Source organism: Subtercola sp. PAMC28395, assembly GCF_018889995.1.
Classification (GTDB): domain Bacteria; phylum Actinomycetota; class Actinomycetes; order Actinomycetales; family Microbacteriaceae; genus Subtercola.
Genome location: NZ_CP076547.1, coordinates 2,413,452 through 2,435,480, shown reverse-complemented (window position 1 = coordinate 2,435,480; position 22,029 = coordinate 2,413,452). Strand labels below are relative to the sequence as shown.

The 22,029-nt window shown below is 64.9% G+C and carries 17 protein-coding genes; 14 read left to right on the top strand and 3 right to left on the bottom strand.

Annotated features, from left to right (window positions below; genetic code table 11):
• Positions 1-8: 8 nt before the first annotated feature.
• The 6 genes from KPL76_RS11255 to KPL76_RS11230 all read left to right on the top strand — a co-directional run bounded on the left by KPL76_RS11255 (position 9) and on the right by KPL76_RS11230 (position 4,964).
• The gene (locus tag KPL76_RS11255) at positions 9-746 is read left to right on the top strand and encodes a hypothetical protein (RefSeq protein WP_216333480.1); all 738 of its coding nucleotides are present in this window, start codon (positions 9-11) and stop codon (positions 744-746) included.
• Positions 743-1,744, top strand: a complete 1,002-nt coding sequence (locus tag KPL76_RS11250; RefSeq protein WP_253202014.1) for a sortase — start codon at positions 743-745, stop codon at positions 1,742-1,744. The genes KPL76_RS11255 and KPL76_RS11250 overlap by 4 nt, the downstream gene beginning before the upstream one ends.
• Positions 1,745-2,292: 548 nt before the next feature.
• Positions 2,293-3,042, top strand: coding sequence for a phosphate ABC transporter ATP-binding protein (locus tag KPL76_RS14785; protein WP_253202245.1), 750 nt, complete (start codon positions 2,293-2,295; stop codon positions 3,040-3,042).
• Positions 3,043-3,078: 36 nt separating this feature from the next.
• A complete protein-coding gene (locus tag KPL76_RS11240) occupies positions 3,079-3,993 on the top strand; it encodes a metalloregulator ArsR/SmtB family transcription factor (protein ID WP_216333476.1) in 915 nt (304 codons plus the stop codon).
• A gap of 72 nt (positions 3,994-4,065) precedes the next feature.
• Entirely contained in the window at positions 4,066-4,476 is a 411-nt protein-coding gene (locus KPL76_RS11235) for an arsenate reductase ArsC (protein WP_216333467.1), read from the top strand.
• Positions 4,477-4,613: 137 nt separating this feature from the next.
• Positions 4,614-4,964, top strand: coding sequence for a metalloregulator ArsR/SmtB family transcription factor (locus KPL76_RS11230; protein WP_216333465.1), 351 nt, complete (start codon positions 4,614-4,616; stop codon positions 4,962-4,964).
• Positions 4,965-5,057: 93 nt separating this feature from the next.
• On the opposite strand, the gene arsA is transcribed toward KPL76_RS11230, so the two are convergent.
• Both arsA and arsD read right to left on the bottom strand, forming a co-directional pair.
• Positions 5,058-6,839 (bottom strand): arsenical pump-driving ATPase, encoded by a 1,782-nt coding sequence (gene arsA, locus KPL76_RS11225; RefSeq protein WP_216333463.1) that lies wholly within the window; start codon positions 6,837-6,839, stop codon positions 5,058-5,060.
• Positions 6,840-6,847: 8 nt separating this feature from the next.
• Positions 6,848-7,243, bottom strand: coding sequence for an arsenite efflux transporter metallochaperone ArsD (arsD, locus tag KPL76_RS11220; RefSeq protein ID WP_216333461.1), 396 nt, complete (start codon positions 7,241-7,243; stop codon positions 6,848-6,850).
• A 154-nt stretch (positions 7,244-7,397) separates the two neighbouring features.
• Between arsD and KPL76_RS11215 the strand changes: the two genes are divergently transcribed.
• The 3 genes from KPL76_RS11215 (at position 7,398) to coaE (ending at position 11,666) form a co-directional block, all read left to right on the top strand.
• On the top strand, positions 7,398-9,131 hold the full coding sequence (locus KPL76_RS11215; protein ID WP_216333459.1) for a DUF885 domain-containing protein: 1,734 nt from the start codon (positions 7,398-7,400) through the stop codon (positions 9,129-9,131).
• Between the two features lie 235 nt (positions 9,132-9,366).
• On the top strand, positions 9,367-10,821 hold the full coding sequence (rpsA, locus tag KPL76_RS11210; protein ID WP_205108804.1) for a 30S ribosomal protein S1: 1,455 nt from the start codon (positions 9,367-9,369) through the stop codon (positions 10,819-10,821).
• Positions 10,822-11,039: 218 nt separating this feature from the next.
• Entirely contained in the window at positions 11,040-11,666 is a 627-nt protein-coding gene (gene coaE, locus KPL76_RS11205; protein WP_216333457.1) for a dephospho-CoA kinase, read from the top strand.
• 104 nt (positions 11,667-11,770) lie between these two features.
• Here coaE and KPL76_RS11200 read toward each other — a convergent pair whose 3' ends face one another.
• Positions 11,771-12,796 (bottom strand): ATP-dependent 6-phosphofructokinase, encoded by a 1,026-nt coding sequence (locus KPL76_RS11200; RefSeq protein WP_205108808.1) that lies wholly within the window; start codon positions 12,794-12,796, stop codon positions 11,771-11,773.
• 121 nt (positions 12,797-12,917) lie between these two features.
• Between KPL76_RS11200 and uvrB the strand changes: the two genes are divergently transcribed.
• The 5 genes from uvrB to whiA all read left to right on the top strand — a co-directional run bounded on the left by uvrB (position 12,918) and on the right by whiA (position 21,923).
• Positions 12,918-14,981, top strand: a complete 2,064-nt coding sequence (gene uvrB, locus KPL76_RS11195) for an excinuclease ABC subunit UvrB (protein WP_216333455.1) — start codon at positions 12,918-12,920, stop codon at positions 14,979-14,981.
• Positions 14,982-15,143: 162 nt separating this feature from the next.
• A complete protein-coding gene (gene uvrA, locus KPL76_RS11190; RefSeq protein WP_216333453.1) occupies positions 15,144-18,035 on the top strand; it encodes an excinuclease ABC subunit UvrA in 2,892 nt (963 codons plus the stop codon).
• Positions 18,032-19,885, top strand: a complete 1,854-nt coding sequence (gene uvrC / locus KPL76_RS11185) for an excinuclease ABC subunit UvrC (protein ID WP_216333451.1) — start codon at positions 18,032-18,034, stop codon at positions 19,883-19,885. The genes uvrA and uvrC overlap by 4 nt, the downstream gene beginning before the upstream one ends.
• Positions 19,886-19,987: 102 nt before the next feature.
• Complete coding sequence (rapZ, locus tag KPL76_RS11180) at positions 19,988-20,866, top strand: RNase adapter RapZ (RefSeq protein WP_216333443.1); 879 nt, start codon at positions 19,988-19,990, stop codon at positions 20,864-20,866.
• 79 nt (positions 20,867-20,945) lie between these two features.
• Complete coding sequence (gene whiA / locus KPL76_RS11175; protein WP_216333441.1) at positions 20,946-21,923, top strand: DNA-binding protein WhiA; 978 nt, start codon at positions 20,946-20,948, stop codon at positions 21,921-21,923.
• The last annotated feature ends 106 nt before the right edge of the window (positions 21,924-22,029 follow it).

Here is a 22,029-nt window from a genome sequence, read left to right as displayed (position 1 = left end):
CAGCCAGAGTGGCGGTGACCCTCGCGATGGCCTCCGTCGCGACGGCAGTGTTCGGCACGAGCGCGGCGATGGCCGATGACAGCTCAGGGGGAGTGGGCATCACCGTGACAGTCGCCGGCGCCCCAACCAGTTCGGTGGTGACGACCACGCGCGCAGCGGGCGCGACCGCCTCCCCGTCGAAGTCGGGCACGAGTTCCGGCTCGTCGACGGTCGTCACCCCGACCACATCGTCGACGAACAAACCCGTCGCTGCAGCCGGCGAGTTCGACCTGGGCGGCCTCATCTTTCTCAGCGGCGTCACCTCCGACTACGCCTGGAGCATCAACCCGCTCGGCGGCGAATCACACGCCCAGATCACGGTGCACAATGTCTCAACCGAGACCATCGACTCGACCGCCGACTTCGTGATCGTCGGCCCCTTCGGCAATGAGATCAGCCGAGTGGATGCTGTGCCCATCACCGCCCTGAAACCCGACGAGTCCCGCACCGTCGAAGCGACCTTCACTGGCCTCGGGCAGTGGACGTTCCACACCACCCACGTCACCTTCGTTCCGCCGCCGACCGTGCAGGGCACAGAGTTGTCACCCGTCACCCGCGATGGATTCATGTTCGTGCTTCCGTGGTTCCTTCTCGTTCTGCTGATATTGGCCATCGGCACGTATTCGGTCGTGCGGATCATCCGTGAGGCCGAATTCGAAGGCGCGATCGTCGCCAGCTCGCCCGGCCTCGGAGAGGGTGTCGCGTGACCGCCACCATCGAAGCGCCCCCCGGCGGCACACTGGCCGGCCCGCCTTCACTAAGGCCACCGAAACCGCCCAAGCCGCCCAAGGTTCCCAAGGCTGCACGGCCACCGCGACCACCGCGCCGCCCGCCGGCCTCGGCGATGCCGGTCATTCCTCTCGGGCCAGCTCAGACGATCCTCCGGGGCGTGCTTCTGCTCGTCGCCGTCATGCTGTTCGCCTTTGCCGCGAACCTCATGATCCTCAGCCACGTTCAGCACGCGGTGGCCCAGCAGCAGCAGTCGAATGAGCTTCGCGTCGAGCTCGCCGCAGGCACCACACCCGTGAGCGAGGCGACTTTCGACGACAAGCTCGTGGCCGACGGCGCTCCGCTCGGCATCATCGACATCCCTTCGATCGGCGTACACGAAGTCATCTCCGAAGGCACCTCGGCCGACATTCTGAAGAACGGCCCTGGCCACCGGCGGGATTCGGTTCTGCCGGGTCAGGCCGGAATCAGCACGGTCATGGGCCGCGCTGCTGCCTACGGCGGCCCGTTCTCTCGCATCCAGGAGCTCGCGCCCGGCGACCGCTTCACCGTGCTCACCGGCCAGGGCACCCAGACGTTCTCGGTGATCGGCGTGCGCTACGCCGGCGACCCTGTTCCCACCTTCCAGGGTGGAACCAGCCGCCTGACGATGATCACCGCACGTGGGCCGGCGTACATTCCGAACGCGATCGCCTACGTCGACGCCGCCCTCGCCTCCGAGGTGCAGCCCGCGGGCAAACGCCAGACGACCTACCTCGCCCTGCCGGCGACCCAGCAGGCCATGGCGACAGACCCCTCGACCGTCTGGGCGCTCGTCTTCGCCCTGCAGTTCCTGCTGGCCGTCGAGATCGCAGCCGTCTGGGCCTACCGCAAGATCGGCCCGCAGAAGACCTGGGTCGTGTTCCTCCCGCTCTCGGTGCTCGCCGCGCTCTATGTGGCGAACCAGATGACCCTGCTGTTGCCCAACCTGCTGTGATCCGGTCGCAGCGCTGTCAGAGCCTGATGGATGCTGCACCGCACTCCATGCATCACTACCGCCCCCGCAAGAACCCGTTCCTGCCAGAGAAATGATTCGCCATGACTGACGCCGCCGCCACGCCCTCCGAAGCGCCCGCAGAACTGCCCGCTGAAACTCCGCTCACGGCATCAACCCCGGCACCAGCAGCGGGCTTCTCCGACGCCGACAAGACGGAAGTGCTTCCCGCCCAGAAGCGTCGAGACAAGCGCGTGTTCTCATCGACGGTCAAGGCTCCGAAGCCCCCGAAAGCCCCCCGGGCGCCGAAGCCACCGAAGCCACCCAAGGGCGCAGCTCCCTACGTGCGCGTCGGTACGCCCGGGGCGCGCGACTGGACCCCGCCCGCCGGCAGTACGGCCGCGTGGGTACCCCCGGCATCCGGCGGTCTCACCCCGCTGCCCGGCACGGCCCCCTCGTTCGCCGTCGGCGCGACAGCCGGTTACGCCTCTGGCCAGGCCGGGGCGGCCGTTCTCGAGCGCCCGCCCCTCGCCGCCCTCGAAGCCAAGAACATCTCGGCCTGGTTCGGCGACCACCAGGTGCTCGACCGCGTCTCGCTCACGATGCCCGCCGGCGTGATCACCTCGCTCATCGGCCCCTCGGGCTGCGGCAAATCGACCTTCCTGCGCATTCTGAACCGCATGCACGAACTCGTGCCCTCAGCGAGCCTGGCCGGCGAGGTGCTCATCGACCACGAAGACATCTACAGCGCCGACCGCAAGCTCGTCGACGCGCGCAAGAGCATCGGCATGGTCTTCCAGAAGCCGAACCCGTTCCCGGCGATGTCGATCTACGACAACGTCATCGCCGGCCTGCGACTCACCGGCACCCAGGTCGGCCGCGCCGAACGCGACTTCCTCGTCGAGAGCTGCCTCACCAAGGCCGGCCTCTGGAAGGAGGTGCGCGACCGCTTGCGCGCACCCGGGGGCGGCCTCTCCGGTGGCCAGCAGCAACGCCTCTGCATTGCCCGCTCGCTCGCCGTCACCCCCCGCGTTCTGCTCATGGACGAGCCCTGTTCTGCCCTCGACCCCACCTCCACTCGCGTCATCGAAGAGACCATGCTCGAGCTCGTGAACGACGTCACCATCGTCATCGTCACGCACAACATGCAGCAGGCCCAGCGGGTTTCGACCCAGTGCGCGTTCTTCCTGGCATCGCAGGGCAAGCCCGGCGGCATCGTCGAATACGGCGACACCGAGGCCATGTTCTCTGAGCCCATCGACTCCCGCACCTACGACTACGTGAACGGCGTCTTCGGCTAAGCGCGCACCGCGCCCCACTCTCATAGGCTGTGGTCTATGGATGATCTGCGAGCCCCCAGCGACCTGAAGCTCCTCGCCGATCCCACCCGGGCCCGCATCGTGCAGCTCATCCTCGACAGCCCCGACGGTCGCCAGCGGGTCGGTGAACTGGCCACCGAGCTCCAGCTGCGCCAGCCCACGGTCAGCCACCACGTCAAGGCGCTGCTGGATCAGGGTCTGCTCGAGCGTCACCCCGACGGTCGCCGCGTCTGGTACTCGCTCGCCGAAGACCGGCGCGACCGGGTCCACGCCCTCGTGCCGGGGGAGACGGAACGCACCGTCGAACCTGAGGTGCTCGAACGAATCTCCTCCGACCTCGCCCTCCGCTTCTCCGGCACGTTCTCCCGCGAAACCGTCGATCGGTACGTCGCCGAGAGTTTCGCCCTGCTGTCAACCACATCCCAGCTGACCAGTCACGTGGCATCCCTCACCGCGACATTCACTGCCGACCGGCTTTCCGCCCTCGCCACGCAGAACGCCTCACCGGCCGACCTGGGGGCGATGCCCCGCGTTCCGGAGGTGCTGTTCGTCTGCGTGCAGAACGCCGGCCGCTCGCAACTCGCGGCGGGCATCCTGAGGCATCTCGCAGGGGACCGCGTGCACGTTCGCACCGCCGGATCGGCACCAGCAGCAGCCATGCGCTCGGTGATCGTCACCGCGCTCGACGAGATCGGGGTTCCCGTCGGGGGTGAATACCCGAAACCGCTCACCGACGAAGTCGTACGCGCAGCAGATGTCGTCATCACGATGGGCTGCGGAGACGCCTGCCCGGTCTACCCGGGTCGCACGTACCTCGACTGGAGCATCGATGATCCCGACGGCCAGCCGCTGGCCGGGGTGCGGGTGATCCGCGACGACATCGAGACGCGCGTTCGGGCGCTGCTATCGAGCCTCGTGGTGAACGATTCATGAACAGGCGATCATCCACGAATGCGTTGCATAGATGGTGGTCTATGCTTTAGGAAACAACCGTGAGGAAGCACCATGTCAGAAAAGCCCGTCGTCCTCTTCGTCTGCATCCACAACGCAGGCCGCTCCCAGATGGCCGCCGGCTACATGCGTGCACTCTCTGGCGGTGCCGTCGAAGTGCGCTCCGGCGGCTCGGAGCCCGGTGACCAGATCAACCCGATCGCCGTGCAGGCCATGGCCGAAGAAGGCATCGACATCTCCGAGGCCGTGCCCCAGCTGATGACCACCGAGCAGGTGCAGGATTCTGACGTCGTCATCACGATGGGCTGCGGCGACGTCTGCCCCGTCTTCCCCGGCAAGCGCTACGAGGACTGGGAGCTGGTCGACCCGCGCGGCAAGAGCATCGACGAGGTGCGCCCCATCCGCGACGACATCAAGGCCCGCATCACGGCGCTCCTGGCCGAACTCCTGCCTGCGACGGTCTGAGACCACCGCTCTGACGAAATGACCGCAAAGTCGTTATCCGCGTTCGTCAGAAACCGATCTTCGTCACGACCACCTCCACGCACGAGCAAGTCGCGTCATACATCGACAAGTGTCAATATGAGGTTTACGATGTGAACATGGCAATCGCACTCCCACTCCTGACCGAAGACACGGCGATCTGCTGCGCCACCATGACCGGCGGTGTTCTCGACGCCGCACAGGCCGAGCGCATCGCCCGAGTCTTCAAAGCCCTCGGTGACCCGACACGCGTGCGTCTGCTCTCCCTCGTCGCTGCGGGGACCGACGGGGAGGCGTGTATCTGCGACCTCACTGCGCCTGTAGGGCTGTCCCAGCCGACGGTGTCGCATCACATGAGCAAGCTTGCCGACGCCGGCCTTGTCACACGCGAACAGCGCGGAAGGTGGGCGTACTTCCGGGTCGTGCCAGAGGCGCTCGAATCGAGCGCCCAGGCGCTTCTGACGAAATAACCGTCATCCAGCTTCGGGCCCTGGCCCAGACAGCGAGCGGGGCGTCATGTTTCTGCCGGTCAACACTCTGGTAATCGGTAGCCCTGGTCTGGGTCACGCCAGCTGGGGAGCCACAGTCGCCAGCGCCGCCAGCCGGTCGAGCCCGATCGGCTCCTCGGCGAGCAACGGGATGATCGCCACCCGGTCGGTCAGGCCCCTGACCTTCTCGATCTGCTCGACTTCACGTCTGGCCCTGGACTGAAGGAACGGCGTCCCTGGGTGAGCGGCGGCGATGGAGTTGTTCACGACCCAGCCCCACGGTTCGATGCCTGCCCGCTGCAGATCGTGCTGGAGGTCCTCTGCTTCGAGTACCGGGGTCGTCTCGGCGAGCGTGACCAGGATGACCTTCGTCAGCGCCGGGTCCTGCAGGTGCATCAACGGGGTCACGAAGGGCATGCTGCCACCGATCTGGCGGGAGATTTCGCGGTGATAGGAGCCCGTGGCATCCAGAAGCAGCAGGGTGTGGCCTGTCGGAGCGGTGTCGACGACCACGAACTCCCGGCGCGACTCGTGAACGGCCTTCGAGAACTGGCGGAAGACGGCAACCTCATCGGTGCAGGGGGAGAGCAGGTCTTCTGCGAGCGCCGCGCGACCGTCGGAATCGAGGTTCTTCCCCTTCGTCGCCATCACGTGTTCGCGGTACTCGCTGACGGCCTGTACCGGGTCTATTCGTGATACGCGGAGGCCGGGAATGCTGCCGTGGAGCGTTTCTGCGAGGTGTGCGGCGGGGTCAGTGGTCGTCAGGCGCACATCGTGGCCACGCTCGGCCAGGGCAACGGCGATCGCTGCAGCAACCGTGGTCTTGCCGACACCGCCCTTGCCCATACACAAGACGAGCCCGTGGCCGGGCCGCTCGAGCTCGTCGACAAATCGGCCGAGGGGATCGTCAGAGACCTCGACCGAACGGTGGTCCGCGAGCGGAACACCGTCGCCTTCACCCACGCCTGCGCCTGCAGCGACATCGAACAGGGTTGCCAGGGCGCTCACACCCATCATGTTGCCGGCCTTGAGGTCGAGCACGTCGCGGGGGAGACCCGCGATCCCCTCGGGAATCGCGGCGATGGCCGCCGACTCACGCTGACGGACCGCGACAGCAATGGGTTCTGTTCCGGCGATCGCAGGCAACACCCCATTGATGACCACATAACCTCCTGCGATGCCGACGCGACCGAGTTCGAGTGCAGTGCGTTCGATCTCTGCCAACGAAGAGGCCTGCGCCCGGGCAACGAGCACGAGGCGCGTTCGATGCGGGTCGGCAAGTGCAGCCACAGCTGCCGAGTAGACGGCTTTGTGTTTCTCCAACCCGGAGAGCGGCCCGAGGCAGGAGGGGTCGCCCTTGCCTGCGTCGAGGAACTCGCTCCACGAGCCCGGCAGCTGCAGCAGGCGGATCGTGTGCCCGGTGGGTGCCGTATCGAAGACGATGTGGTCGTACTCGCCCACCAGGCCCTCATCGGTGAGCAGCTCGGTGAATTCGTCGAACGACGCAATCTCGGTCGTGCATGACCCGGAGAGACCCTCAGCGATGTTGGCCACCTCGCTGGCGGGCAGCAGGCCACGAACCGGTGCGATGATTCGCTCCCGGTAGGCAGCAGCGGCCTGCTCTGGGTCGATTTCGAGCGCCGACAGGCCGGTGACACCGGCGATCGGAGTCACCGTGTTGCCGATGCGGAGCCCGAAGACCTGCCCGATGTTCGAGGCCGGATCAGTGCTCACCAACAGAACACGGCTGCCACGGCCAGCCAGTTCCACTGCCGTGGCGCTGGCCACCGAGGTCTTGCCGACTCCGCCCTTTCCGGTGAAGAACAGAAATCGAGGAGGATTCTCCAGAAATTTCATGATTCAGTTCAGCAACACCCGGATGCGCCGCCGCAGCATCCACTGGCCGACTTCTCTGCGAGCCCCAGCTGCGTGCGACCCTGGTTCGCGGCGACAGGGGTGTCGAGCCCGGAGAATGCGAGCAGCTGCTCGCGTGAGGGATAGGCGCCCGTTGCCACTGTCACACCGTCGACCACCGTGAGGGGGAGACCCGTCGACCCGACGACGTGCATGAATGCGCGGACCGTCTCGTCTGTGGTGAACGAAAGAGGATCGCTGGCCAGATTGTGGCGCTCGATGTCGACGCCGAGCTCCTGCAGGCTGCGCACAGTCGCGGTGATGTCCACCAGGCCCTGGTCGACATCGGCCCCGCAGACACCCGTGTCGCAACACAGCGCAGGCTCATAGATCCGAATTGCCGTCATGAGATTGCTCCTTATATCGATTAACTTCGATATGTAGAGACTGGCGGATACATCGATGAATGTCAATACGATAACAGCCTCCCACGAGACTGACGGTGCAACCAGGAGCCTCTCTTCATCGTCGACGGTCGGCCGCCGACATAGGCTGGGAGGTATGACCGACAGCACCTCACCGGCCCCGCGCCCCGCCCGCGTTCCCACAGCGATCGACGACATCGCCGAACGCTGGGTCGACACTCTCGTCGCCCTGCAACCCACCCTCGGCACGTACATCGGCCGCGACGAGGCGAACGACCGCTACGGCGACTACTCACCCGCTGGCCACGCCGCATACCTCACTGAAGTACGGCGTACACTCGCCGAACTCGAAGCTTCCGCACCAGCCGACTCCGTGGATCTCGTCACGCTCACCGACCTCAGCAGCGAGCTGCGGCTCACCATCGAGAGCGCCGCAGCGCAGCTCGAACTCCGCGACCTGAACGTCATCGAGTCGCCCTCGCAGCAGATCCGCGACGTGTACGACCTGATGCCCACCGAGACGACCGAAGACTGGGAGGTCGTCGCCACGCGGTTTGCCGGGGTGGGCGACGCGATCGATGGGTACATCGAGACACTGCGGCAGGGCATCCGCTCGGGTATCACGCCAGCGAAGCGCCAAGTGCGTGAGGTCATCGCCCAGGCCAGGAAGAACAGCGGCGACGACGGTTTCTTCCACAATCTGGCCCGCTCGGCGGGTTCGACATCGCTGGGCGATCACCCACGTGCCGGCGAGGCGGGCGGTACGGATGCCCTGCCTCCCACCATCGCGAAGCACCTGTCCCTCGGAGCCGACCTCGCCTCGCAGGGCTACGAGCGCCTAGCAGAGTTCCTCACCACCGAGTTGCTGCCCGTCGCCCCCGAGAGCGATGGAGTGGGGCGCGAAATGTACGAACTCGAGTCGCGCAAGTTCCTCGGCGCGAGCATCGACCTCGACGAGACCTACGAGTGGGGTATCGACGAGCTCGCACGCATGGTCGCTGAGCAGGAGTCGATCGCGCGAGAGATCCTGCCGGGAGCGTCGGTCCTTGAGGCGATCGCTTTCCTCGACAACGACCACGGCCGCAAACTCCACGGATCGGCCGCGCTGCAGGAATGGATGCAGGCCACCAGCGACCGCGCCGTCGCCGAGCTCTCGGTGAGCCATTTCGACATTCCCCAGGAGGAGAGCGACTTCGAGTGCCTCATCGCACCCACGAACGAGGGCGGCATCTACTACACCGGCCCCACAGACGACTTCTCGCGGCCCGGCCGCATGTGGTGGTCTGTTCCAGAGGGCGTGACTGAATTCGACACCTGGCGCGAACTCACGACGGTGTTCCACGAGGGCGTTCCCGGCCACCACCTGCAGATCGGCCAGGCTGTCTACAATCGTGCGAAGCTCAACACGTGGCGGCGGCAGCTCGCAGGCACCTCCGGCCACGCCGAGGGCTGGGCCCTGTACGCCGAACGGCTCATGCAGGAGCTCGGGTACCTCGACGACCCCGCAGACAGGCTCGGGATGCTCGACGGCCAGCGCCTGCGGGCAGCGCGCGTGGTTCTCGACATCGGCGTACACCTCGGCAAGCCGCGGCCCGACGGCACAGGGGTCTGGGATGCGGGCTACGCCCTGGAGTTCCTGCGTTCGAACGTGAACATGAACGATGGTTTCATCCGCTTCGAAGTGAACCGGTACCTCGGCTGGCCGGGCCAGGCCCCCTCCTACAAAGTAGGGCAGCGCATCTGGGAGCAGGCCCGCGACGACTTCCGCAGGCGCGAAGGGGCCGCCTTCAGCATGCGTGAGTTCCACCGCAGGGCCCTCGACCTCGGGGGAGTCGGCCTCGACACCTTGCGATCTGCCCTCGAAGCCTGATGTCTGAACTGGTTCAGCAACGCCGGTTGAGCAGGCCGAAGGCCCCGGCGACATCAGATTCCGGGCCGACACGGGCTCTCCTCTGACAGGTTGCCGCACGCCGAAAGCAGGGGCTAGGATTGATTGGCGCGATTTGCGTCACTCATCCATCGCCACGCGATGAAGAACTCCCCAAAGATCTTGAGAGCTTTTCTTTGCGTTGCCTGATATATGTCCATACTGGAGCAACTACTACATGACAATCGTAACGACCGACAGGGCACCCAAGCAGGTCGCCGTCAACGACATCGGGTCTGCCGAAGACTTTCTTGCCGCGGTCGAGAAGACACTGAAATTCTTCAACGACGGAGACCTCATCGAAGGCACCGTTGTAAAGATTGACCGCGACGAGGTTCTCCTCGATGTCGGTTACAAGACCGAGGGTGTAATCCCCTCCCGCGAACTCTCCATCAAGCACGACGTCGATCCTACTGACGTCGTCCAGGTCGGCGACCTGGTTGAGGCCCTCGTTCTTCAGAAAGAAGACAAAGAAGGCCGCCTCATCCTGTCGAAGAAGCGCGCTCAGTACGAGCGTGCCTGGGGCGACGTCGAGAAGATCAAAGATGCCGACGGTGTTGTCACCGGTTCGGTCATCGAGGTCGTCAAGGGTGGGCTCATCGTCGACATCGGCCTCCGCGGCTTCCTGCCGGCCTCGCTCATCGAGCTCCGCCGCGTTCGTGACCTCACGCCCTACCTCGGCCAGGAGATCGAAGCGAAGATCCTCGAGCTCGACAAGAACCGCAACAACGTCGTTCTGTCGCGCCGCGCCCTGCTCGAGCAGACGCAGAGCGAGAGCCGCACCACGTTCCTGAACAACCTCCAAAAGGGCCAGGTCCGCAAGGGTGTCGTCTCGTCGATCGTCAACTTCGGTGCGTTCGTCGACCTCGGCGGCGTCGACGGTCTCGTCCACGTCTCCGAGCTCAGCTGGAAGCACATCGAGCACGCTTCAGAGGTCGTCGAGGTTGGCCAGGAGGTCACCGTCGAGATCCTCGAAGTCGACCTCGAGCGCGAACGTGTCTCCCTGTCGCTCAAGGCGACGCAGGAAGACCCGTGGCAGGTCTTCGCCCGCACCCACGCCATCGGCCAGGTTGCACCGGGTAAGGTCACCAAGCTCGTTCCCTTCGGCGCGTTCGTTCGCGTTGCAGAGGGCATCGAGGGCCTCGTGCACATCTCCGAGCTGTCGGGCAAGCACGTCGAGCTCGCCGAGCAGGTTGTCTCGGTCGGCGACGACGTCTTCGTCAAGGTCATCGACATCGACCTCGAGCGTCGCCGCATCTCGCTGAGCCTCAAGCAGGCCAACGAGGGTGTCGACCCCGAGGGCACCGAGTTCGACCCGGCACTCTACGGAATGCTCACCGAGTACGACGACCAGGGCAACTACAAGTACCCCGAAGGCTTCGACCCGGAGACCAACGAGTGGCGCGAAGGCTTCGAGACCCAGCGCGAGAAGTGGGAGCAGGACTACGCTGCAGCCCAGGCTCGCTGGGAAGCCCACAAGAAGCAGGTTGCAACCTCGAACGAAGAGATCCCCGAGGGCGCGTCAACCGCTTCCGCTGGCTCCTCGTTCTCGAGCGAGTCGACCGGCGCGGGTACCCTCGCCGACGACGAGACCCTCGCGGCACTCCGCGAGAAGCTCAGCTCGAACAACTAGCAGAACCGATGGGCGGTCCCTTGGGTCGCGCATCACACGAAAGGCCGTTCTCCTTCGGGAGGGCGGCCTTTCGCCGTTCACTGCACGCACACGGCCCCTGGCGCGCACGCGAGGGGCTGCTGCGACGTGATGAGACAGCTGTACGCGCCTCAACACGGCACAGGGGACTCACCTGTCCATCATCGGTATGGCAGAGACGCCTCAGCTAACATGAAGGCGTGTATCTCATTGGCCTCACCGGGGGCATCGCCTCCGGCAAATCGACCGTCGCAACCCGCCTTGCCGAGCACGGAGCGGTGCACATCGACGCCGACCAGCTGGCCCGCGAAGCCGTCGAACCCGGTACGGATGCCCTGCAGCAGATCAGCGACACGTTCGGTTCCCAGCTGATCCTCCCCGACGGTACGCTCGACCGACCGGCTCTCGGCGCGCTGGTGTTCGGCCACCCCGACGAGCTCGCGAAACTGAATGCCATCGTGCATCCTGCCGTTCTCCAGCTGACCCGCTCACACATCGCGGAGGCCGAACAGCACGACCCGAATGCGATCGTCGTCTACGACGTGCCTTTGCTCGCCGAGTCGAACCTCCCGCACCGGTTCAACCTGATCGTCGTGGTGAATGCCTCCGACGAGACGAGGATCGACCGTCTCATCGCCAACCGGGGGATGAGCCGCTCAGAGGCCCACAAACGCATCGCATCCCAGGCCTCCGAAGCCGAACGGCTCGCCCTCGCCGACATCGTGATCGACTCCGACGGCACTCTCGCAGAGACCCTCGGGCAGGCGGATGCCCTGTGGAGCCGTCTCGTCACCCTCTCCGGGTCGCGAGGCCCCGCCGGCGGTTGACCGCCTCCTAGCCGAAGAGGAGGTCGGCCTCGTCGTACGCGAGCGCAGCGTGCGCGCCTGAACGGCGCGTACGCCCCCAGCGCGGCGCGAGCTGCATACGTCGTTCAGCCGAAGAGTAGAGCGGCCTCGTCGTACCGGGACTGGGGCACGGTCTTGAGCTTGCCGAGGGCCTCCTCGAAGCCGACGTGCACGATGTCGGTGCCGCGCAGCGCAACCATCTGGCCCCAGCGCTCCTCGAGCACCGAGTCACTCGCCGCCATGCCGAGGCGGGTTGCCAGAACGCGGTCGTAGGCGCTCGGAACACCACCCCGCTGAATGTGCCCCAGGGTCGTCGCACGAGTCTCGATTCCCGTCATCTCCTCGATCAGGGGGGCGAGATGTTCGCCGATGCCGCCGAGGCGGGGGCGGCCGAAGGCATCGAGTCCGCGTTCGGAGTGTGCATCGTCGGCATGCCCGGCAACAAAGCCTTCAGCAACCACAACGAGCGGGGCGCGGCCACGCGCGTTGGCGCTCTCGACCCAGTCGGCGACCTGTTCCATCGTGGTCTTCTGCTCGGGAATCAGAATCGCGTGCGCGCCCGCGGCCATGCCGGAGTGCAGGGCGATCCAGCCGACGTGTCGGCCCATGACCTCGGCCACCATGCAGCGGCTGTGGGCGTCGCCGGTTGTGCGGAGCCTGTCCATCGCGTCGGTGGCGATCTGAACGGCCGTGTCGAAACCGAAGGTGTAGTCGGTGGCGTCGAGGTCGTTGTCGATGGTCTTCGGCACTCCGGTGATCTTGAGCCCAGCATCCGTCAGCCGTTTGGCGGCAGCCAGGGTGCCCTCGCCGCCGATGGCGATGATGGCGTCGATACCCTCGCGCTGCATGTTCTCGAGAATGCGGTCGGGGCCGCCGTCGCCTTCGAACGGGTTGGTGCGTGAAGTGCCGAGGATCGTGCCACCCTCTTTGGAGATGCCGCGAACGTTCGCCCGGCCGAGTTCGATCAGGTCGGTGTTGACGACCCCGCGCCAGCCCCCTTTGAAACCGACGAACTCCTGGTTGTTGATCTCGGTGCCCTTGAGCACGATTCCGCGGATGACCGCGTTCAGGCCGGGGCAGTCTCCGCCACTGGTCAGAATTCCAATTCTCATCGTCTGTTCCTGAATCTCTCTCTGGGCGTTCGGACGTTACGTCTGGAGGGGTGGGTTCGTTGCGTGGAGCGGTGTTCTGGCACCGGGCGGCAGTGTCAGTGCCTCTACGTAAACTTAATGCATGGAACCCACTCGCTCTGTCCGCCCTTTCGAGGTCATCAGTGACTACACGCCGAGCGGTGACCAGCCGGCGGCGGTCGCCGAACTGACGGCCCGCATCAACGCGGGTGAGACCGACGTGGTGCTGCTGGGCGCCACCGGCACCGGCAAGTCGGCGACAACAGCGTGGCTCATCGAAGCCGTGCAGCGGCCGACGCTCGTGCTGGCGCACAACAAGACGCTTGCGGCGCAGCTCGCGACCGAGTTCCGCGAACTCATGCCGAACAACGCCGTCGAATACTTCGTGTCGTACTACGACTACTACCAGCCTGAGGCCTACGTGCCCCAGACCGACACCTTCATCGAGAAAGACAGCTCGATCAACTCCGAGGTCGAGCGGTTGCGGCACTCCACGACCAACTCGCTCCTCAGCCGGCGAGACGTGGTGGTGGTGTCGACCGTGTCGTGCATCTACGGTCTCGGCACTCCGGAGCAGTACATGAAGGCCATGATGGCCCTGCAGGTCGGCATGAAGGTCGACCGCGACTGGCTCATCCGCAAGTTCATCTCCATGCAGTACCAGCGCAACGACATCGACTTCTCGCGGGGCAACTTCCGGGTGCGCGGCGACACGATCGAGATCATCCCCATGTACGAGGAGCTCGCGATTCGTATCGAGATGTTCGGCGACGAGATCGAGGCGCTCTACACGCTGCACCCCCTCACCGGTGACATCGTGCGCAAGATGGATTCGATCTCCGTCTTTCCCGGATCGCACTACGTCGCAGACACCAACGTGATGCATCGCGCCATCGGCACCATCCAGGAGGAGCTGGCCGAGCGGCTCACCCAGCTCGAACGCGAGGGCAAGCTCCTCGAAGCCCAGCGGCTCCGCATGCGCACCACGTTCGACCTCGAGATGATGCAGCAGATCGGATTCACCTCCGGCATCGAGAACTACTCGCGGCACATCGACGGCAGGCAGCCGGGCGAGGCACCACACTGCCTGCTCGACTACTTTCCCGACGATTTCCTCGTCGTCATCGACGAATCGCACGTCACCGTTCCCCAGATCGGGGCCATGTACGAAGGTGATTCGTCGCGCAAGCGAACGCTCGTCGAGCACGGCTTCCGGTTGCCGAGCGCACTCGACAACCGTCCATTGCGCTGGAACGAGTTCAACGACCGCGTAGGCCAGAAGGTGTACCTCTCTGCGACACCGGGTAAGTACGAGATGGGTATCGCCGACGGGGTGGTCGAGCAGATCATCCGGCCGACCGGGCTCATCGACCCCGAGATCATCGTCAAACCGTCGAAGGGGCAGATCGACGACCTGCTTGAAGAGATCCGCATTCGGGTAGCGAAAGACGAGCGAATTCTCGTCACCACCCTCACCAAGAAGATGGCCGAAGAACTGACCGACTTCATGGCAGAGCACGGGGTTCGCGTGCGGTACCTGCACTCCGATGTCGACACGCTGCGTCGAGTCGAACTGCTCAGCGAGCTGCGGGCGGGCGTGTACGACGTGCTGGTGGGCATCAACCTTCTGCGTGAGGGCCTCGACCTGCCGGAGGTGTCGCTGGTGGCGATTCTCGACGCCGACAAAGAGGGTTTCCTGCGGTCGTCGACCTCGCTCATCCAGACCATCGGGCGAGCGGCGCGAAATGTCTCCGGCGAGGTGCACATGTATGCCGACGTCATGACGGCGTCGATGACCCGGGCAATCGAAGAGACGAACCGCCGGCGCGAGAAGCAGGTTGCCTACAACCTCGAGCGCGGGGTCGACCCGCAGCCGCTCCGCAAGAAGATCAACGACATCACGGAGATGCTCGCGCGCGAGGGGGCAGACACGGCAGCACTCCTCGCTGGGCGCAACAGTAAGAAGAAGAGCCCCACGCCGAATCTCCGTCGCGAAGGCATAGCGGCGGCTGGGGCGAACGAACTCGAGAGCCTCATCGCCGACCTCAACGACCAGATGATGACGGCGGCCGGCGAACTCAAGTTCGAGCTGGCTGCGCGTCTGCGTGACGAGCTCGGCGACCTGAAGCACGAACTCCGGCAGATGGAGAAGGCCGGCCACATCTAGCGCTTCTGGCACGACGGTCGTTTTCCCGAATGTGCACAAATGCCGCCGAAACACTGCACATTCGGGAAAGTCGATGTTGCTCACGCGCTCCTCAGGGTCTCAGTACGCTGTCAGCGGAGGCTCTGGGGGAGCGGTGTCGGTGGCTGCACGTAGACTTCTGGGGTGTCGATTACTGAGGTGGATTCTGTCGGAAAACTGAGTGTTCGTGGCGCGCGCGTGCACAATCTGCGCAATGTCGACCTCGACATTCCGCGTGATTCACTCGTCGTCTTCACGGGGCTCTCTGGGTCAGGAAAGTCGTCGCTCGCGTTCGACACGATCTTCGCCGAAGGGCAGCGTCGTTACGTCGAATCACTGAGCGCCTATGCCCGCCAGTTCCTCGGGCAGGTCGACCGCCCCGACGTCGACTTCATCGAAGGCCTGAGCCCTGCGGTGAGCATCGACCAGAAGTCGACCAACCGAAACCCGCGCTCGACAGTCGGCACCATCACTGAGATCTACGACTACATGCGCCTGCTCTGGGCGCGCATCGGCATACCTCACTGCCCTGTCTGCGGCGAGAAGATCTCAGCGCAGACGGTGCAGCAGATCGCCGACCAGCTCATGGAGATGGAGGCGGGAATCCGCTACCAGGTGGTCAGCCCGGTCATCACGCAGAAGAAGGGCGAATTCGTCGACCTCTTCAAAGAGCTGGCGGCTGGCGGGTACTCGCGTGCAGTTGTCGACGGCGAGATCGTCCAGCTCAATGATCCACCCAAGCTCAAGAAGCAGATCAAGCACGACATCTCGGTGGTCGTCGACCGCCTCGTAGCCGGCCCCGACATCCTCAGCCGCCTGACGGACTCGCTCGAGACGGCCCTCCGCCTCACCGACGGCATCGTTCAGGTCAACTACGTCGACGCCGACGGACCCGACGCGTGGCAGACGTTCAGCGAGAAGCTGAGCTGCCCCAACCAGCACCCTCTGCAGCTCACCGAGATCGAACCTCGCACGTTCTCCTTCAATGCGCCGTTCGGCGCGTGCCCCGAGTGCTCCGGCCTCGGCACGCGCATGTCGGTCGACGCCGACCTGCTGCTGGGCGACCCTGAGCTCAGCATCAAGGAGGGCGTGATCATCCCCTGGACCACGCAGGGCAAGGGGCTCTACAACTACTACGAGAAGCTGCTCGACGGGCTCTCGCGCGACCTCAACTTCGACCTGAGCACACCGTGGAACGAATTGAGCAAGACCGTGCAGGAGGCCGTGCTCCGCGGCGACAACTTCGAAGTGCGGGTGAAGTGGAAGAACCGCTTCGGGCGCGAGATGAGTTACACCTCGGGTTTCGAGGGTGTGGTTCCCTACATCGAACGCCAGTACCTGCAGGCAGAAACCGACAACCAGCGTGCCCGCTGGTCAGAGTACCTGCGCGAAGTGGCGTGCCCGGTCTGTGACGGCAAGCGGTTGAAGCCCGAGGTGCTTGCGGTGCTGGTCAACGGCCACAGCATCGCCGACGTCACCGACATCAGCCTCACCGACGCGCATGACTTCATGGCGGAGCTCACTCTCACCGATCGCGAGGCGCACATCGCCGCCCAGGTTCTCCGTGAGATCCGTCTTCGACTCGACTTCCTCATCCAGGTCGGGCTCAACTACCTCAACCTCGCGCGGGCCGCAGGTTCACTGAGTGGTGGCGAAGCCCAGCGCATCCGGCTCGCCACGCAGATCGGCTCGGGCCTCACCGGCGTGCTCTACGTGCTCGACGAGCCGAGCATCGGCCTGCACCAGCGCGACAACCGCCGGCTGATCGAAACGCTCATCAAGCTGAAGAACCTCGGCAACACGCTCATCGTGGTCGAACACGATGAAGACACGATCCGCACCGCAGACTGGGTGGTCGACATCGGCCCCGGTGCCGGCGTCAACGGCGGCAAGGTCGTGCACTCGGGCTCCTACGAAGGCTTGCTCGCCAACCGGGAGAGCCTGACCGGCGACTATCTCTCCGGCCGCAAGTCGATCGCGATTCCCGAGTTCCGTCGCCCGATCGACCCTGCGCGAGTGATCACCGTGGTCGATGCCGAGGCGAACAACCTGAAGAAGGTGACCGTCGACTTCCCACTAGGCACTTTCATCGCTGTCACCGGCGTGAGCGGCTCCGGCAAATCGTCGCTGGTCAACGACATCCTCTACCGGGTGCTCGCCAACAAGCTGAACGGTGCGCGAAAGATCCCCGGCCGCCACAAGCGCGTTACCGGCCTCGAGAACCTCGACAAGGTGGTGCACGTCGACCAGAACCCGATCGGCCGCACGCCCCGGTCGAACCCCGCAACGTACACCGGCGTCTTCGACCGCATCCGCACGCTCTTCTCCGAGACTCTCGAGGCGAAGGCGCGCGGCTACCTGCCCGGGCGGTTCAGTTTCAACGTCAAGGGCGGTCGCTGCGAGGCCTGCTCCGGTGACGGCACGATCAAGATCGAGATGAACTTCCTGCCCGACGTCTATGTCGCCTGCGAGGTCTGCGGGGGAGCACGCTACAACCGCGACACTCTCTCGGTTCACTACAAGGGCAAGAATATCGCCGAGGTGCTCGACATGCCGATCGCCGAGGCAGCCGTGTTCTTCGAGCCGATCCAGGCGATCCACCGGTTCCTGAACACCCTTGTCGAAGTCGGCCTGGGCTACGTGCGGCTCGGCCAGAGTGCCACGACCCTCTCGGGTGGTGAAGCCCAGCGCGTCAAGCTCGCCACAGAACTCCAGAAACGCTCCAACGGGCGGAGCGTCTACGTACTCGACGAACCGACGACCGGGCTCCACTTCGAAGACGTGCGCAAGTTGCTGCTCGTTCTGAACGGCTTGGTCGACAAGGGCAACACTGTCGTCGTCATCGAACACAACCTCGACGTGATCAAGTCGGCCGACTGGCTCATCGACCTGGGGCCGGAGGGCGGCTCGGGCGGCGGCAAGATCCTCGCGACGGGCACGCCGGAGCAGCTCGCCAAGGTGAAGAAGAGCCACACAGGCTTCTTCCTCAAAGAGATCCTCGACGCTGAAGAGGGTACGAGACGCAAGGCGTCATGAGCGACACCGTCAGCTATCGCCCGAAAGCGGGGGAGATCCCGACCCAGCCCGGCGTCTATCGGTTCCGCGATGATTCGGGCCGGGTGCTCTACGTGGGCAAGGCGCAGAACCTCCGCGCCCGACTGAGCAACTACTTCGCACCTCTGAGGAGCCTGCACGAGCGCACCCGCCGAATGGTCACCACAGCATCCAGTGTCGAATGGACCGTTGTGGCCACCGACATCGAGGCGCTGCAGCTCGAATACACCTGGATCAAGGAGTTCGAGCCTCCCTTCAACGTCAAATTCCGCGACGACAAGACGTACCCGTTCATGGCCATCACCCTGGCCGACGAGGCACCGCGCGTGATGGTGACGCGCAACCAGAAGATCAAGGGCGCGAAGTACTTCGGCCCGTACCCCAAGATCTGGGCAGTGCACGAGACCATCGACTTGATGATCAAGGCCTTCCCCATTCGCACCTGCTCCGATTCGAGCTACAAGAAGGCCATGCAGAGCGGTCGGCCCTGTTTTCCCGGCCAGATCGGCCGCTGCGGTGGGCCATGCTCCGGCAAGGTCACCATCGAAGAACACCGCGAGATGGTGAACGACTTCATCGCCTTCATGAACGGCCACGACAAGAGGTTCGTCACCGAAGCGACCAAGCGCATGCGCGAGGCGTCAGAGGCGCAGGAGTACGAGAAGGCAGCGCGCTATCGTGACCAGCTGCAGGCGCTTGACGCGGTTCTCGAGAAGAGCAACGTCGTGCTGGCCGACAGCGTCGACACCGACCTGTTCGGTATCGAACACGACGAGCTGGCCGCTGCCGTGCAGCAGTTCATCGTTCGGGGAGGCCGCATCCGGGGTGTGAGGGCATGGATGGTCGACAAGGAGCTCGATCTGAGCACCGCCGAACTCGTGGACTCCATTCTGCAGACCGCGTACGACGGCTTCATTCCACCGCGCGAAATCATCGTGCCAGACCTGCCCGACGACGCCGAAGAGCTCGAACAGTGGCTCTCGCAGCGTCGCGGCACCTCGAAAGTGGCTCTGAAGACGGCCCAGCGGGGTGAGAAGGCCGCACTCATGCAGACAGCCACCCTGAACGCCAAGAACGCGCTCATGCTCTACAAGATGCGCCGCAGCACAGACTTCGTCGCACGCACCGAAGCCCTCACCGACATCCAGAACGGGCTCGGGATGCCCGACGCCCCCCTGCGCATGGAGTGCTTCGACGTGTCGCACCTGGGCGGCACCAACGTCGTCGCCTCGATGGTCGTCTTCGAAGACGGGCTGGCGCGCAAAGACCAGTACCGCCGCTTCACCATTCCCGAGACGACAGACGACACCGACTCGATCTACCAGGTGATCACCCGCAGGCTCGCCTACCTCGAAGAAGGCTCAGAACGAGCAGACTCCGACACTGCTGCGAAGAAGTTCTCGTACCCGCCGAACCTGCTCATCGTCGACGGTGGCCAGCCGCAGGTGCAGGCCGCCGCCCGTGCGCTGAAGGAATCCGGAGTGACCGGCATCTTCCTGTGCGGCCTGGCGAAACGGCTGGAGGAGATCTGGCTGCCCGACGACGACTTCCCGGTCATCCTGCCCCGGGGCAGCGAGGCCCTCTTTCTGCTGCAGCGCATCCGCGATGAAGCCCATCGTTTTGCCATCACTCACCAGCGGGCACGCCGGAAGCGGGACATCACGAGTGTTCTTTCCGAGATCCCGGGTCTGGGCCCGGCGCGGGTCAAGACACTGCTCAAGGAGTTCGGTTCGGTCTCGAAGCTGAAACAGGCGAGTGCCGAGCAGATCGCAGAGGTGAAGGGCATCGGCGAGGTGCTGGCCACAACGATCCACCATCAGCTGCGGTCGTAGAGTGACCCCGTGGCACACCGGCACGCGCCAGACGGCCTCCGCCCGGGCCGATAGTCTAAGAAGACGCACCAGGCTCCGACGAAGCGAAGGCACACAACAGCGATGACACTCGACACTGCCCAGCAGCAGGAAGTGCTCATCGTGACCGGCATGTCGGGCGCTGGCCGTTCGACTGTCGCGAACGCGCTCGAAGACCTCGGCTGGTACGTCGTCGACAACCTGCCGCCCCAGATGCTCCGGCCGCTGGTCGATCTGGCGGAGCACGCCGGCCAGGCACTGCCCCGCCTGGCCGCCGTCGTCGATGTTCGCGGACGTGACTTCTTCTCTGATCTTCAAGACATCATCCAGGCCCTCCGCAGCGGCATCCAGCTGCGTGTGGTCTTCCTCGAGGCGACAGATGCCGCACTGGTGCGCCGCTTCGAGCAGGTGCGTCGCCCGCACCCCCTCCAGGGCAACGGCACCCTGCTCGACGGCATCGGTGCGGAGCGAGCCCGCATGACCGCCATCCGCGAGTCGAGCGACATCATCATCGACACCTCCGATCTCAACATCCACCAGTTGGCAACCGTGGTGGCCGAGCGGTTCGCCGCGGTCGAGACGGCCGGGGTGCAGGTCACCGTGATGAGCTTCGGGTTCAAATACGGTGCCCCGTCCGACGCCGACGCCATGGCCGACTGCCGATTCATCCCGAACCCCTTCTGGATTCCCGAACTGCGCGACAAGACCGGCCTCGACGTCGAGGTTGCAGACTACGTGCTCGCCCAGGAGGGTGCAGAGGAGTTCATTGACAACTATGCGAAGGCACTCGCCCCCGTTCTGGCGGGATACCAGCGTGAGAACAAACGGCACGCCACGATTGCCATAGGCTGCACGGGCGGCAAACACCGTTCGGTGGCCGTTGCCCGCAAGCTCGCCGAACTGATCAGCACCAATCCCGGAGTCGCCGTGAGCATCAAGCACCGCGACCTCGGGCGCGAATAACCGGCATCCGTCGCACACCAGGGTCGCGCCTTTTCGCGGCTGGTACAGAGGATGACCGCACTAAAGGAGATGGAAGAGATTGGCTCTCACCGCCGATGTCAAGACCGAACTGACCGGAGTCGTTGTCAGCAAGACAGCAGCCCGGGCCGCCGAACTGGCGACGATACTGAGGTTCGCCGGGGGTCTGCACCTGATCTCGGGTCGAATCGCCATCGAGGCTGAACTCGAAACAACCGAACTCGTGAAACGCGTGCGAAAGGACCTCGCCGAACTCTACGGAGTCCGGGGCGACGTGTCGCTCATTGCGGCATCGGGCGCCAGGCGAAGCAGCTACTACCTGGTGCGGGTCCTCGACGGCGGCGAGACGCTGGCACGCCAGACAGGCCTGCTGGATGCCCGGCGGCGCCCGATCAGAGGCCTCCCCAACCGCCTCACGACCGGGTCGGTCGAAGAACTCGCCGCGGTCTGGCGAGGAGCGTTCCTCGCCCAGGGTTCGTTGACGGATCCCGGCCGCTCCGCGGCACTCGAGGTGATCTGCCCAGGCAACGAGTCGGCAATGGCTCTCGTCGGTGCTGCTGCTCGCCTGCACGTTGCGGCGAAGGCACGTGAAGTGCGCGGTGTAAACCGGGTGGTCATCCGTGACGGCGAGGCGATCGCCTCGATGCTCGGGTTGATGGGTGCGAAGGATTCGGTGGCCCGCTGGGAGGAGATGCGCCAGCGTCGCGAGGTCCGCGCCACAGCCAACCGACTCGTGAACTTCGACGATGCGAACCTCCGCCGGTCGGCCCAGGCTGCCGTTGCCGCGTGCTCACGAGTCGAACGCGCTCTCGAGATCATCGGCGACGAGGTGCCGGAGCACCTTCGCTATGCAGGTGAACTCCGGTTGAACTTCCGCGACGCAAGCCTCGATGAACTCGGTTCCCATGCCGAACCACCGATGACCAAGGATGCGATCGCCGGGCGAATCCGTCGACTGCTCGCGATGGCAGACAAGAAGGCGACAGACCTCGGAATCCCCGGAACTGACGCAAACCTTCCGCCTGATCTCGACGACTGAGGCCCGCTGCTCCCTCACAGGGGGAATCATTCAGATGACGTGCGGTTGACTTCAATAGAATGGTCAGGTGGGGGAGTGAGCCCTCGGTTTCGACCTTGAGGCCTGA

Excerpts from the sequence above, each read along its gene's own strand:
- KPL76_RS11240 (WP_216333476.1), top strand. The coding sequence starts at position 3,079 with ATGGATGATCTGCGAGCCCCCAGCGACCTGAAGCTCCTCGCCGATCCC.
- KPL76_RS11235 (WP_216333467.1), top strand. The coding sequence starts at position 4,066 with ATGTCAGAAAAGCCCGTCGTCCTCTTCGTCTGCATCCACAACGCAGGC.
- KPL76_RS11230 (WP_216333465.1), top strand. The coding sequence starts at position 4,614 with ATGGCAATCGCACTCCCACTCCTGACCGAAGACACGGCGATCTGCTGC.
- arsA (WP_216333463.1), bottom strand. The coding sequence starts at position 6,839 with ATGAAATTTCTGGAGAATCCTCCTCGATTTCTGTTCTTCACCGGAAAG.
- arsD (WP_216333461.1), bottom strand. The coding sequence starts at position 7,243 with ATGACGGCAATTCGGATCTATGAGCCTGCGCTGTGTTGCGACACGGGT.
- KPL76_RS11215 (WP_216333459.1), top strand. The coding sequence starts at position 7,398 with ATGACCGACAGCACCTCACCGGCCCCGCGCCCCGCCCGCGTTCCCACA.
- rpsA (WP_205108804.1), top strand. The coding sequence starts at position 9,367 with ATGACAATCGTAACGACCGACAGGGCACCCAAGCAGGTCGCCGTCAAC.
- KPL76_RS11200 (WP_205108808.1), bottom strand. The coding sequence starts at position 12,796 with ATGAGAATTGGAATTCTGACCAGTGGCGGAGACTGCCCCGGCCTGAAC.
- uvrB (WP_216333455.1), top strand. The coding sequence starts at position 12,918 with ATGGAACCCACTCGCTCTGTCCGCCCTTTCGAGGTCATCAGTGACTAC.
- uvrC (WP_216333451.1), top strand. The coding sequence starts at position 18,032 with ATGAGCGACACCGTCAGCTATCGCCCGAAAGCGGGGGAGATCCCGACC.
- rapZ (WP_216333443.1), top strand. The coding sequence starts at position 19,988 with ATGACACTCGACACTGCCCAGCAGCAGGAAGTGCTCATCGTGACCGGC.